This window comes from Desulfonatronospira thiodismutans ASO3-1 (assembly GCF_000174435.1).
GTDB lineage: Bacteria > Desulfobacterota > Desulfovibrionia > Desulfovibrionales > Desulfonatronovibrionaceae > Desulfonatronospira > Desulfonatronospira thiodismutans.
The window spans coordinates 414,913-428,971 of record NZ_ACJN02000001.1 but is presented as its reverse complement, the minus strand read 5'-3'; the positions used below and the strand labels follow the sequence as shown (position 1 = coordinate 428,971).

Genomic DNA, 14,059 nt, shown 5'->3' with positions numbered 1-14,059 from the left:
AAAATCAAAGTCTACATGAAAGACTACAAAAAAAGCCAGGGTTGACATGCAGGACGACTTTACGGGGTGAACTGGTTAGCATAGTCGTACAACTATAGAAAAAGGGATTGTTCGAAAAAAATGGAAATCTCTTTCTGGCGACAGAGATCCTTATATCTCGGCATCGAAAATATCGGGCATCACCTGGCATGATTTGGATTTCCATGCTGCTTCGGCCCTTCGACTGCCAGAGCAAGGGCAGGGTATTTAGAGTTATTTATTTTTGTGTTTACTAATTTTTCAGACTTACGCCCACAACAGAAAGGAGGTGTATCTTGAAACCGGAAGTCAGTTTTTTAAACCAGTCGAGGTGCTTTCTTGCGGCCCTGACTGCGATTTTTGTGTTTTTTTGTCTGTCCTCGCCTGCGGCAGGCTCCGAGGATCCGTCCTCAGATAACCATGGACTGATGCTGGCAGGTCTTTCAGAGCTGGAGGGAACACACGGCCACGGACCATCCAGCCTGGATGACCTGGAGGGAGATCATGGTCACGGCCCATCCGGGCTTGATGCCCTGGAGGGCACACACGGCCACGATGAGATGGCTGTCCAGGATGACGGTGTAATCTGCCCGGAAGACTCGGTCTGCCTGGAAGCTGAAACCCAGCTCCCCCTGAGGCTGCTGCCGCGTCCTTTTTCCCATGTATACAGTGAACCTGCAGCGGATTCGGATAATATTGTCATTGCCAATATTCCGGCCTTTCATCCTTTGTTTGTATTTGAACGAAGAGACATCGACATGAGTGATCCGGCCAGTCCCGGCGGCTGGTACCGGGTGGGGCAGTCCAGAGATGATCACCAGGGATGGATGCAGGCCGCAGACGTTATGGAATGGCGTCAGGCCCTGCTGGTTTCCTATACCCACCCGGGAGGACAGATTGAGGGGCGAAATCCTGTGCTCATGTTCCGGGACCTGGACAGTCTGAAAGAACTTGTTGACGATTTCGGGCGTCAGGACAGGGCCCGCGAGATCTACCAGGGCATTGAGACGGGCGATGTGCCCGGGGAAATAGTGAGCATGGAGCCCCAGCGTTTCGTGGATATCACCAAGCAGTTCTACATCCTGCCCATCCTGGACTGGGAAGAGACCAGCATCATGGGCGATGACGTGCGCCTTCTGCAGTTGGCAGCAGCCGTGCCCGAGCAGCGCGGGGCCGACACCCTGGATGACGAGGAATACAGCTCCCAGGCACGGATTCAGCGCGGTGATCAGGCCGGGGCCGCCATGGAGGATCTGAATGTAGACATAGTCTTTACCATTGACACCACCCGGAGCATGCAGCCCTTTATCGATATGACCAGGGAAGCTGTGGTGAAAATGGTCCAGGACTTTACAGATGATACAGCAGCACGTTTCCGTTTCGGGCTGGTGGGTTTCAGGGACTGCATCGACACCGTCCCCTGGCTGGAATACGATGTGCTAAACTTCACTCCGGAACTGGTGGACGGTGATAGGCTCATCCACCTGCTGGAACATGAGCTTGAAGAGACCGAAGTAGGCAGTGGGGACTATGCAGAGGAAGGCTTCGCCGGCGTGGACGAGGCCCTGCGCTCCGACTGGAGGGATAATTCTCTTCGTTTCATGGTTTTCATCACCGACGCCAGCTCCAACCCCAAAGGTGACCCACAGAACACCACCGGCAAGGATGAGCATGACCTGCGCCGGGAAGCAGACGATGCCCAGGTACATATTCTGGCCATTCACCTTCTGGACCCCAGGGCAACGGAGGATCATCCCATAGCCACCCCGCAGTATATGAAGCTCTCCCAGGTAAGGGGCAGCAGCGAATCGGCCTACACCTCCGTGGATGCTTTTGAGCAGGAAGAATATCAGGCACTGGTGGATGATATAGTCATGGAGATTAACGATCTGCTGCAAAAGGCGCTGGGCACAGACGATGATGCCGCAGCTGCCACAGCCCAGGTCCAGGACGAACCCCAGGAGGTGGGCCAGGGACAGGAGGCTGTGGGCAAGCTCTGGGAAGCGGCCCTAGTGGAGTACATCGGACAGTCCGCAAGCCCTCCCAAGGATATTGTGGCCTGGGCCATGGACCGGGATCTGGTCTACACTGCGGACCGTTCCCTGGAGGTGCGGGTGCTTGTGAACAGGGATCAGCTGAGCTCCCTGGCCCAGGCCCTGGACAATGTCATTCAGGCCCTCATGCGCGCAGAAGTGACCCAGATGCAGTTTTTCGAGGCCCTGCAGAGCGTTTCCAGTCAGACCATGCAGAGTCCTGAGGATATATCCGGTGCCGGCAGGCTGGCTGATACCGGCCTGCTGCCGTCCTTTATCCAGGCCCTGCCGTATAAAAGCGATATCCTGTCTTTAAATGACGAGATGTTCGCCAGCATGACCGCTGAGCAGAGATCCCAGCTGGAGTGGAATATCCTGGCCAAGCTGGAGCAGTACAGGGCCATTAATGAGCAGGTGGATGTATGGTTCAGGCTTAATGAAACCGATCCGGACCGGGAAATGGTTTATCCCCTGCATCTGGATTATCTGCCATGATCAGGGACGTATGCGTGTATGTAAGTGTGGGTGTATGGAAGTGTAAGAAAGAAGAAGAGGACGGACGGCATGGGGCAAAGCGCATGGGGCATGGAGCATAGGGCACTGGGCATGGGGCATAGGGCCCCGGTGAAACCCATGTCTACGACAGGGAGCCCTTTGGGCTGTTTCACGGGGCAGGCATGGGGAAGAATTTATGGGAGTGATAACCGGGGACTTTGTCAGTGATACATCTGGATAACCTGTATAAGCGGCGGGAGCAGGCCGGCAGCGTATTTGAGCTGTTTGTGCCGGAGCTGAAAATCGCCCCGGGGCGGATGGTGGCTCTGGTGGGAGACAGCGGCTGCGGCAAGAGTACGCTTCTGGACATGCTGGCCCTGGTCATGCAGCCCACCCGGGTAGGGAGGTTCATCCTCAATCCCGGCCGGGAGCAGGATGCTGCCATTGATGTGCAGTCCCTGTGGGAAAACGGTCTGGAGTCCCACCTGGCCCGGCTCCGACGCAACTTCATGGGCTATATTCTGCAGACAGGCGGTCTGCTGTCCTTTTTAAGCGTTATGGACAACGTGTGCCTGCCGGCCAGAATAAAGGGCAGCAAGGATTATCTGACGCAGGTGACAGCTCTGGCTGCAAGACTGGGCATTGAGCACTGCCTGAAACGCAAACCGGATTACCTGTCCATAGGCCAGCGCCAGCGTGCGGCCATCTTGCGGGCCATGGCCCACGGTCCGGCTCTGGTCCTGGCTGACGAGCCCACAGCAGCAGTGGACAAGGCCAGGGCCAGGATCATCATGCAGGATCTGCAAAGCGTCACCCGGGAGTCGGGCACGGCTGTGGTGGTGGTCACCCACGATACCGAACTGGTGACGGATGCGGACGTCACTTACAGCTTTGTCCTGGGCCAGAGCAGTGAAGGCCTGGTCCGGGCTGAGTGCAGGCGGAGCAAATGATGTCGTCTGACAAAAATTACCCTCTCAAGGTCGTACCACGGCTGGCCGCATCCAGCCTGGTGCACGACCGTATTCTGACCCTGTGCCTGATTATAGCCCTGGCCGCGGTCATTGCACCGCTGCTTATTCTTCTGGGGCTAAAGCACGGCACCATTGAAACCCTGCGGGACAGACTGGTGGAAGACCCTGTGTACCGGGAAGTCCGGCCGGCCCAGATATATGAGTTTTCCCCGGAATGGTTTGAGCAGGTGGGCAGCTGGCCCGGGGTGGAGTTCATCGTTCCCTCGGTGCTGCCCCTGTCTTCCATAGTGCATGTGGAACATCCACACACCGGCAGGCTGGAAATGTTTGATCTTATATCCAGCGGTCCGGGAGATCCTCTGCTCCTGGAAAACGGTGCCCCGGCACCAGAAGACGGGCAGTGCGTGATTACCCATGAGGCCGCCCGGGTTCTCGGTCTTGAGCAGGGAGATGTCCTGGAGGCCAGGGTCACCCGGAGCCGGGGAGGCCGCAGGGAGATGGCGGCAACGGGCCTGGAGGTGGCTGGAGTATTGCCTCCCAGGGCCGGATCCCTGCCCCGGATTTATGCTCCATTATCCTTTGTAGTGGATATCGAAGCCTATAAAGAGGGTTACGGTGTACCAACGAGGGGTTGGGAAGGTGATACTCCAGAGCCTTACCTCAGCTATGACGGGGTGCTGCTATTGATGCCTGATCCCATGGACCCCATTGAGCGCACCGGGCTGATTATAAACACCGGTTTCGCCGGCATAAACAAGGCTGAACATTCTCAAGTAACAGAAAAAACCGCTGTGCCACTGCCTGAGGAATGGACTGCTTACAGCCTGAGCACTCCAGGCAGTCCGGCCACCATGTCCTGGATCCGGGCTCTGCGCCAAAAGCTGCGGGGCAAGGAACATATCCTGCTGCCCTATGTCAGCGGAGTTGTGCTCCAGGATGCTGCAGGCAGGGAAATATCTCCGGCAGGGCTGTCCATAAGCCGCAGGGAGGCTCTTCTGCTGGGAGTGGATTATCCTCCCTGGGGAGGTTTTACCGGCAGTGCAGCACCGGCGGACAGACTGACCCGGGTTCTTTTGCCTGAAGATTTTGATTCCGGGCTGGAGATGGTTTTTCATGGAGTGCTGCAGCTGGATATAGAGCTTCAAAAGGCTGGAACCACAGATCTTCAAAGGCTCCTGGTCCCGGCGGAGCTCATGGGTGTGCTTAGAACAGCCAGCCAGCGCGGAGTGAAGCTGGAATCCGAGTCAGGGGAGTTTGCCATGGTCAGGGGCGGCTTCAGGGGTTTTCGCCTGTATACCGAAAGTATTGACGATGTTCCCGGCGTGTACAGGAAGCTGCAGGAAGAGGACATGGAGGTTCTGGCCCAGGTGGAAACCATTCAGCGCATTCAGGTGCTGGATGCCGGTCTTACCAGGCTTTATTCCCTGTTGGCCCTGCTGGGAATAAGCGGTGGAACAGCGGTTTTGCTTTCCAGCCTTTATGCTGCGGTGGAACGGCTGCGCAGGGACCTGGGGGTACTGCGCTTAGTGGGCCTGGGACGCAGGCATGTGTTTTTTCTGCCCATGGTCCAGGGACTGATGATAGCTGCTGCCGGGCTGATGCTTGGTTTTGCCTGCTACTACACCCTGGCGGCAATGATCAATCATACCTTTGCCTCGGAGCTGGCCCCGGGGGAGAGGTTCTGCTCCCTGCCCCTGAGTTATAAGGGCGGAATAGTTTTTCTGACCACCTGCCTGGCCCTGGCCGGCTCGCTGGTGGCTGCCTGGAGGGCAACGCGCATAGATCCGGCCGAAGTAATCCGGGATAACTGATGCAGATAAGCGTCTCACCCGGGCACGCCGGGAATCAAATCTGTGAGTAAATGGATATGAATAAGGAAGTGTTCATTACATAACGAACCACCCCTGCCCCTCCTTAACCAAGGAGGGGAGTAGATCGTGCTTTACGTACAAAATGAAACACCTGTGTGACAGCGGTATGCTGAAAGCATAAAAAAATGAAATTATAGTTACTTGTAAGGATACAACCGTGGATGTTCAATACCCGCAAATAATCACATGCCTTCGCTGTTGGACAAAAAGACTAAGGGCAATGCACTTTTGCCTGTTTGTGTCTGTTTTTTTCATCCTGCTTTTATTCCGGGCCGAGGCCGGCATGGCCGCACCCCCGGCCGGACCGGACAACCCCAGACCGGATGAGGCGGATATAGTCCTGCCCATGCCCGGCGATTCTGTAATGGTTTTTCGCAAGGTTCAGGTGCCTGGTCAGGGCTACTGGGGGGATGAGGAGCAGATCATCCAGATGGGCGATGCATCCGGCGGGATTTTCGAAGGCCTGCAGCGCACCCAGATCAGCGGATCATTTCCTGCTGATGATGGCCGGGGACAGGCAATTTATCTGGCCAAATATGAATTGACCAGGGGGCAGTTTGCTTCGGTCATGGGCCTGGATACCTTGATTGAGGCCAGTGCCGATCCGGATGCGTCCCAGCTGGCTGAACTGGAAGGCCGCGCCCTGCAGGAGGCCATGATGGTGCCGCTGTCTTTTGTCAGCTACCAGGATATCCAGGAGTTTATCCGCAGCTACAACCAGTGGCTTTTTGATGCAGAGCACCCCGAGCGCCTGGAAAATATACCGGAGATAGACGGTATACCAGGATTTATCCGGCTTCCCTCCGAGGAGGAGTGGGAGTTCACTGTGCGCGGGGGGCTGCCGGCCATTGAGGACGGTACCTTCAATGATCGCCTGCCTTTCGCCATGCAGAGGATCAATGAGTATGCCTGGCATCTGGGCAATGCCAGCCACAGGGTGCGGCCCATAGGCCTGCGCCAGCCATGCCGCCTGGGTTTTTTTGACATGCTGGGCAATGTCCAGGAAATGACCGCCGGTTTCTTCAGGCCCGAGGTGTGGCAGGGCAAGCCCGGCGGGGTGAGCGTTCGCGGCGGCAGCGTGTCCACGCCGGTGTCGGATATGCGCTCCTCCCTGCGTCAGGAGCTGGATGTCTACGCCTGGAACCAGGACCAGGAGCGGGTTCAGGAAAGGCGTTCCTTTAACACCGGGGCGCGCCTGGCCATTGGTTCCAATGTGGTGGTCAATACCAGGGTCAGAGCGGCCATGGAAGACGAATACCAGGAATACAAGGACATGGTGCGCAAGGCCATGCCCGTTGGCCGGACCATGGACAACCTGGTGGCCCAGGCCGCGGGGCAGCTGGGGGACGTGGAGCCCATCCTGGGCAGGCTCATGGAGGAGCACCCCCATTTGAGCGATGATCTGCATACAGTGCAGGAGTTCATGGACCAGGCCAGGCAGCGCCTGGACATGGCCCAGCGGGAAAGTGCACGCAGCCTGGCCCAGGATGCGGCCCGCAACGGGGTTAATCTGAGTGTCTACATTTCCCGCCTGGTAAGCCTGGAAAACAGCCTTGAGGCCGCCAGGCGGCTGGCGGAAATGTCCAGCAGATACCTGGAGCAGGTCAGTGCTGTGGAGCAGAGGATAAAAGAACTGAGTTCAGCCCAAAAAGAGCAGTTTCAGGCTTATACGGACAAGGTGGGCGAGCTTGGGGACTACGAACAGGACTACATAGACCAGGCCCTGGAAAGCATGCGCGAGCAGGAACCTCTGCCCCGGGAGAAGGCCGTGCTGCAGCTTTTGACCACTCATGTCGAGGATTTCAGCCAGCACCGCCGTGCAGACAGAGAAGGCTGGTTTAAAGAGTATGAAGAGGTCTTTAAGGAATTTGATCAATAATTTTTACTTCAGGGATTTTACCAAAGGAGGAAAGCATGAAAGGGTCCAGGGCGATTATATTGCTGGTTTTTATGGCCGTGATTCTGTCCGGATGTATAACCGGTTCTGATCAAAGGCGGACCAAGGCCGAGGGTACAGCCGTGGGTGCTGCAGCCGGAGGTCTGGCCGGATATCTAATCGGAGACGGCAGGGGGGCATTGATCGGGGCCGCGGCCGGAGCAGGCCTGGGGTATCTTGTGGGCCGGGAGGTGGCCAAGCGTAAGGCTGAGTACGCCACTCAGGAAGAGTTTCTGGAGGCTGAAGCCGCCCGGACAGCGGAATACAATGAAACCATGCGCGAGTACAACGATAGAAGCAGGCAGGAACTGGCGGCCCTGGAAGAAGAGGTGGAATCCCTGCGACAGGCCTATGAAGAAGGTGCAGAGGAGAAAGACACTCTGCTGGCCAGACAGGCAGAGGTTCAAAAACGTATCCAGGAAAATGAAGAACTCGAAGAAGAACTGAAAAGCGAGCTGGCCATCCAGACGGCCATCATAGAAGAGGAAAGGCAGAGCCTGCCCGAGGATGACCCCCGCATTGCCGCCCTGGAAAAGGAAGTGCAGGAACTGCAGGCCAATATCGCCGCCCTTGGCGAGGGCAGCGCCCAGCTGGCCAGCATAGATGAGAGGCTGTCCATATGAGATACTTATACTTACCGGTTTTAATCTGCGTTTTGCTTTTTGCCGGGTGCGGCGCTTCCCAGGATCCGCGCGAGGGAGGATTTTTCGGAGGCATAAGCGGCCTGGGCTCGGGGGCTTATGAAGAAAGGGTGGAGGAGCGCGAACAAAGGCTCAGTCGTTTACAGCAGATACAAAAGGATTTGGATGCTGAAAGCCGGGAAATCGACGCCCAGAAGACCGATTTGCGCGAACAGATTGAGCTTGAAAGGGCACACCTGGAGGAGATGCAAAATTCCACCGCCCGCCTGGAACAGGAGGTGTCCCGGATGAGTGCCGGCGATGCTGCAGGGGAAAAAAAGGTCAATGAACTCAGATCCAGGCTGAATGACCTGCAAAGTGGCCTGCAAAAACAGGAGCAGGAGCTAAGCGCCCTGGATCAGTTGGAAGGCACACATGGCCACGGCGATGCCGGGGAAGAGGTGGACCTGCGCCGCAGGCAGCTGGAAGAGCAGAGGCGCTACCTGCAGGAGGAATACGAGCTTTTGCTGGAGCTGGCCTTGGAACTAAGCGGTTAGGTTGCAAGGAGGCGACAGGTCAAATGATCCTGTTGTCCGTCTGCTCCTGGGTGGGCTTTATCAAATGTTCAGCAATAGTCTGGTAAATTTATAGGCTTTTTCCTCGACCCTGCGCGGAAAAAGAGGCCTCTTCGGGGCAACATCCGAAATAAGGAAGGGATCGGTTACAACCACCCTCCGGCCTTAAGAAGTATGGGAGTAAGGGCGTATGGGGGTATGGGAGTCAAAATATCTTTACACCCGCACATGGATACCCATCTACAGCCATACTTTCTTCTTAAAGTAGGGGAGAGACAATGAAGGGATCGGTTACAACCACCCCCGGCCCCTCCTTGGCTAAGGAGGGGAGTTTACGCCGTGCTCGTAATCTAATCCAGAGGGGCAGGATGTCAGAAAAAGTTATCAACATGTTTGTTGGAAGTTTGTGTTAACTGCCTGGAAACTGGAAGTGCTTATATGAAAAAACATCTACCCTGGCTTTTTCTGCTGCTGTTTTTTTTTCCGGCAGATCTTGCTGCGAAGCCTTTGCTGGAGGAAATACGCCAGGTTTTGCGTCAGCACCTGCCGGACCCGCCGGATGAGGCTTTGCTGCAGAGTCTGAGCAAAGACACTCTGCAGGATGATCTCCAGTCTCTGGATGCCTACGCCAGGTATTTTGCAAAAGGCGAGTCAGTACATCAGACTGCCCTGGAAGCGCAATATACAGGCATAGGGGCCGAGATTTTTTCCAGGGACGAAGAGATCCTGGTTTCACCCTATCAGGATGGTCCTCTGGCCAGAGCAGGAGTGACAGAGAGATCGGTACTTCTTGAAGTTAACGGAATCAGGGTAGCCGGAGAAGAGCTTGAAAAAGCAGCAGCCATGCTTCAGGGGCCTCCGGGAAAGATGGTTGACCTGAAGCTCAGGCCTTTATCCGGGGAGGACATGGTAGAGCTCCGGGTGAAAAGAGAGGCTGTCCGGCCTCTGCATGTGGAGCTTTTGCAGCCCCAGGATCAGGCCGTGCTGAGAATCCGGGATTTTGCAGCCGGGAGAACCAGGGCCTCTCTCAGGGTGAGTATCGATTATCTGGGGGCAGGCAGCAGCCCGGTTTTTATTGACCTGCGCGAATCCACGGGAGGAGACCTTTTCGAGGCCCTGGACTGCGCCGCTTTGTTTATTGAGCCCGGCAAGTCCCTGGGGGGCCTTTGGACGAAAAAATCCGGCAAGACACTGGTCAACTCGCCTCCCGGGGAGAAGCTCTCAGGGCGGATAGTTGTTTTTACAGGGCCGGATACAGCCAGCGCGGCAGAGGCTTTCGCCGCAGCACTTAAATTTCACGGCAAAGCACTCCTGGCAGGAGAGCCGTCCTATGGCAAGTGCAGCACCCAGACCCGGATTTCTCTGTCCGATGGTTCAGTTCTGCAGATGACCAACGGATATGTCCTGGGCCCTGAAGAAACCCCCTGTTCTCCTGAGGGACTGCAGCCGGACATTAAAGTAGCCGGCAGCAGGCTTTACGACACAGCTTATCTGGTCCGGGAGGGTCTGGCCGCTTTAGAAGCCCAGGACGCCCTGCCGGAAACCAGGCAGCAGTATACACTGCAACAGCTGGCTGAAGAAGACCTGCTCACGGTGCGGGCGCTGCGGGCCTGGGACAGGCTGCCGTCGGGTTATGTAAGTCTGGTGCTGAATCTTGTTGAGCACGATATGGACCTTCTGGGGGCCAACCAGGTTCAGGTACGGATCTGGTCAGATAAAGCCCGGAATTCGGATGATCCGGACCTGGCCCGGCATGCAGGAGAACTCGAGTCCCTGGCGGAATATATGGAAAAAAGTTCCTGGAGGTAAACCCGGTTGGGTATGCTTACCCTGTTTAAGGAGTGAACAGTGTGAATAATGATTTATGCCTGAAATTTTTTTTGCAGCACTTGATCTGTATAGGATTGATAGTCTTTTTAGCGCTGCTTTCGCCTTGCCGGGCAATGAGTGCGGTGGACCCTGTTCTTTACACCGACAAAGAACTCTGGGCCATCGGCAACCTCTGGAAACAGACTGAAGTGGCCTGGGATGCCGAGATGCAGGCCTACCGGGATAACCTTGCACAGATTGAAAATTCACCCATGTCCGAGACCCGGAAGAAGTATTTTATGCAGCGCGAAGTCAGCCGGCACAGAGCAGTGTCTCAGGAGCTTGGTCGCAAGAGGCATCAGGTGCATCAGGCAGTGTTAAACGAATCCAGTGCCAGGGCCGGTAATTCCCGGAGCATTCTTCGACAGCGCATAGACGCCTCCCTGGGAACAAGTATAGACGACCGGGCCCATCGCGGACTGATGGGGGATCTGGATGCAGCAGGAGGAGCCGTTGCAGTGGATAATGTGGAATCCGTTCTGCAGGATATGGGGCTGGACCATTTAACGGTTACCGACAGTCCGGCAACATTAGAAGTCGGTGCTCCGACTCCCTGGGGGGACGACCCTTTTGATCTTACAGTGCATAAACAAGGCCTGCCGGCCCAGGTAGGCAGCGAATACCACCGGATCCAGATTGAAAACCATGCCCGGAACCATGAAGTTTTTGTCTCCGCCTCCATGCGTGATCCGGTTACCGGCAAAACCCGGGCCGGGGCAGGATACGTTGAGGTCCAGGATCACCTGAAAAAGGCTTCCGGAGGACTTAATTCCAGTTCAGGAGATCTGGCAGGAAACCCTGAACTCATGCAGCCCATGGCTAAAAGTGTGGATAAAACCTTGAGAGTCAGTGAACTGCCTGATGAAGAACTGGGTTCAATCTTAGAACGTCACGGTATACGAGAGAGTCCGCAAGAGTTTCGCAGGAAACTGAACAATATAAAGGAAGCCCGTACCGTGGTCAGTGATCCCTCTGAGGCCGGACGTATGCGTCAGGCTGCAGCAGAAATTTTTGACTCTGCTGAATCCAGAACACTGCAGCGGGCCAATCAGGAACTCAGGGCCAGGGAAGATGCCCTGCGCCGTATAGATGAAAACATGCGCCGACTCGATAACGTAAGTGACACAGAGGCCACAAGGCTCAGAAAGGAAAGGCTGCAGCAATCCTACCAGCAGCGACAGAGTGCACTGCGTCAGGAAATAACAGATTCCAGGGCCAGAATGCAGGCCACTGCCGCTGCCAACGGCAGAAAACCGGTAATTGAACTGACAGGCCCGGAGACCCCGGCCGGGCCCACAAGGATGCAGCAGCTGGGCAGTGGGGCACGCAGAGCAGCCCAGGTTTACGGTACTGTTACTGATTTTACGGATATAGGTCATCTGGGACAGACCCTGGAAGACTATATGGAGGGGGATGCCAGCCTTTTTGATGTGGCCCGTCAGGGCCTGAGGGTACCGCCCTTGTCTGCTACCCCTGTGGGCATGGTCGCAGGTGGAGCGGAAACCATAGTTGGAACAAGCAAGAGAATGGGACAGAGCATAGTGGATGCCAGGGACGCCCACCTGACAATCAGGCAGGCCAATGAGAACAATCTGGCTGCCTACCTGACCCAGTGGGAAATCCGTTTCAGGAGGGCGGGCATGGACCCGGGAGAGGCCAGGGCATACGTAGCTGCTTCGGTAGAGGCGGGAAACCTGGACGTCCTGGAAGCCAGGGCCGAGGCCCTGCGTGCCGCCGGTGCAGAGATAGAATCGCCGGAACTGGTGATAGAGGACGGGATAGGACCTGACGGCGGCAAGCTGTACATGCTCTATAACCTCGGGGATGTAGTGTACGGGATGGGGGAGTCTGTCTACAGCGGAGCTGCTTATACCATCAGAGCCCCCGGGCGGATCGTGGAATCCTGGGCAGAAGGGGAACTGGCCGAGGCGGTCCTGGAATACGACAGCCGCACCGCTGAAGCGGATATGCGCGTACAGATGTTCAGAGCTCTGCGTAATGCCGGCATTGAAAGAGATAAGGCCCTGCAGGCGGTTAATGAAGGCGGCAGCTTCATGAGAAGTGTTTTTCAGGAGGCCAGAGAGCTGCAGGAGCAGGCCCGGCTGGAGCAGGAGAGGCTGGAAGCTGAAATCCTTGATCTGGAGCAGCGCATAAACCGAATCCTTTCGGAAATCAACAGGCTGCGCTGGATGGATATTACCGTGCACACCACACCTCCATCCCCCATGAACATTCCTTATGATCCGGATGCAGATGAGGATATGGTTTTTGAGGTGGAAATAAGCCTGGGGGGAGGTTTTCAGAACACAGTCAATCGCATCCGGCATGGAATCCGTGACGCCGCAGGGCAGGACCCTGATGTCAGCGTGACTTATGAGATATCCCTTCCCGGCGCCCAGGAGACGGAGCCGGGCCAGTGGCTGGCTGAGATCCCTGCAGTACCCGAGGCGTACCCTTTTTTAGTGGATATTGAGGTGAATATATCCGGTCTGGACGGACACTTTTCCTTCATGCAGCGCACGGTTCGGCGTCAGACGGGAGACGTCCTGCTTCTTCTGGCAGCAGAGGAAAAAATCGAGTTCCAAGAAAGCCAGTACAGTTTCACCGATGGGGACTATGAGCCAGTGCATGCTGTTGTCTCGAATCTGAACCCGGACAGCACTTACTATTATTACTGGACCTTTATGGAGCAGGACGGCATCACCGAGATCCCCGCCTGGAAGCTGCACGCCATCCTCGAGGACAGCGAAGAGCCCCAGAGTTTTACGGCTACTGTCAGCCTTGCAGACATAAGGACAGGTCTTCTTCTGGATGAAGACCAGGCCATGGTGCATGTGCATCCCGTGGAAATTCTAGAAGAAACCATCACTATGGATCTGTTTGAGAACCGTACCTACTGGACCACTGCAACACCTTTTGCCAACGATCCCACGGTCAGGTTTCCAGAAGCCACAATTATAGCCACCCCCGGGATTTCAGGAATACAGGAAGAGATATCCGAATACAGTTCCGACTGGGAGAGGCTGCAGGAAATGCTTCACCCCAAGGAGTCTGTGGAGGATATTATGAAGCAGCACATGCAGGCGGAACTGGAAAAAATGGGTATGGAACTGAGTGAAGCACAAATGGCTCAGGCTCTGCAAATGGCCGGCGGTCTTACAGGTCTTGCAGGAGAGCAGGGGATTGAGCCGCCGGACCTTCTGGGCAGCGGATATGTTTATCCAGGAGAGCCGGTAGAGCTGGACCTTACAGTTTCCGTGCCCATGCCCCCGCGGTTCAGGGTTATGTTTCCTTCTCCGCAAGGAGCAGCGTCCCTGGATGCCGAGGTGCGTGTCAAACACTGGATGCTTTCCACAGGGTTTATGTACAGCCCCAGGGTAAGGGGCAACAATGCCGCAACCTCTATTTCCTGGGTTCCGGAACCTGATGAGCACACCGAATCCTTTTCACTGGAGCTTATTACCAATTACAGCATTGATTTTTTCAAGGCCGGGACAGATGAACCCTTGGTGGAGGACGGTATACCCTTGAGATATGACCCCATGACCACATATTTTACCCTGGGATTTTTCTTTTTGCCGTTAAAAGAACCCCCCGGGACGCTGGAGACTGATTAGCAAAATGGTTCAGGCCCGGACTTTCCGCAATCCAAGAGAAGTCTGTACCCCGGG

The 14,059-nt window shown here is 55.9% G+C and carries 8 protein-coding genes; all 8 read left to right on the top strand.

Features of this window, described 5'->3' with window-relative positions; translation table 11 throughout:
* The first annotated feature begins 314 nt into the window (after positions 1 to 314).
* The 8 genes from DTHIO_RS01945 (at position 315) to DTHIO_RS01910 (ending at position 14,005) form a co-directional block, all read left to right on the top strand.
* Positions 315 to 2,546, top strand: a complete 2,232-nt coding sequence (locus tag DTHIO_RS01945) for a vWA domain-containing protein (RefSeq protein WP_008868674.1) — start codon at positions 315 to 317, stop codon at positions 2,544 to 2,546.
* Between the two features lie 224 nt (positions 2,547 to 2,770).
* A complete protein-coding gene (locus tag DTHIO_RS01940; RefSeq protein WP_008868672.1) occupies positions 2,771 to 3,496 on the top strand; it encodes an ABC transporter ATP-binding protein in 726 nt (241 codons plus the stop codon).
* Positions 3,496 to 5,328 (top strand): ABC transporter permease, encoded by a 1,833-nt coding sequence (locus DTHIO_RS01935; protein ID WP_008868671.1) that lies wholly within the window; start codon positions 3,496 to 3,498, stop codon positions 5,326 to 5,328. The genes DTHIO_RS01940 and DTHIO_RS01935 overlap by 1 nt, the downstream gene beginning before the upstream one ends.
* A gap of 298 nt (positions 5,329 to 5,626) precedes the next feature.
* A complete protein-coding gene (locus DTHIO_RS01930) occupies positions 5,627 to 7,267 on the top strand; it encodes an SUMF1/EgtB/PvdO family nonheme iron enzyme (RefSeq protein WP_208596361.1) in 1,641 nt (546 codons plus the stop codon).
* Between the two features lie 35 nt (positions 7,268 to 7,302).
* Positions 7,303 to 7,947 carry a YMGG-like glycine zipper-containing protein gene (locus DTHIO_RS01925; protein WP_008868669.1) on the top strand — a complete coding sequence of 215 codons (645 nt, stop codon included), beginning with the start codon at positions 7,303 to 7,305 and terminating at the stop codon, positions 7,945 to 7,947.
* Entirely contained in the window at positions 7,944 to 8,501 is a 558-nt protein-coding gene (locus DTHIO_RS01920; protein ID WP_008868668.1) for a hypothetical protein, read from the top strand. Before DTHIO_RS01925 ends, DTHIO_RS01920 begins: the two co-directional genes overlap by 4 nt.
* A 456-nt stretch (positions 8,502 to 8,957) precedes the next feature.
* Positions 8,958 to 10,328 carry a S41 family peptidase gene (locus DTHIO_RS01915; protein ID WP_008868667.1) on the top strand — a complete coding sequence of 457 codons (1,371 nt, stop codon included), beginning with the start codon at positions 8,958 to 8,960 and terminating at the stop codon, positions 10,326 to 10,328.
* Positions 10,329 to 10,462: 134 nt separating this feature from the next.
* Positions 10,463 to 14,005 (top strand): hypothetical protein, encoded by a 3,543-nt coding sequence (locus tag DTHIO_RS01910; protein ID WP_161598616.1) that lies wholly within the window; start codon positions 10,463 to 10,465, stop codon positions 14,003 to 14,005.
* Positions 14,006 to 14,059: the final 54 nt, after the last annotated feature.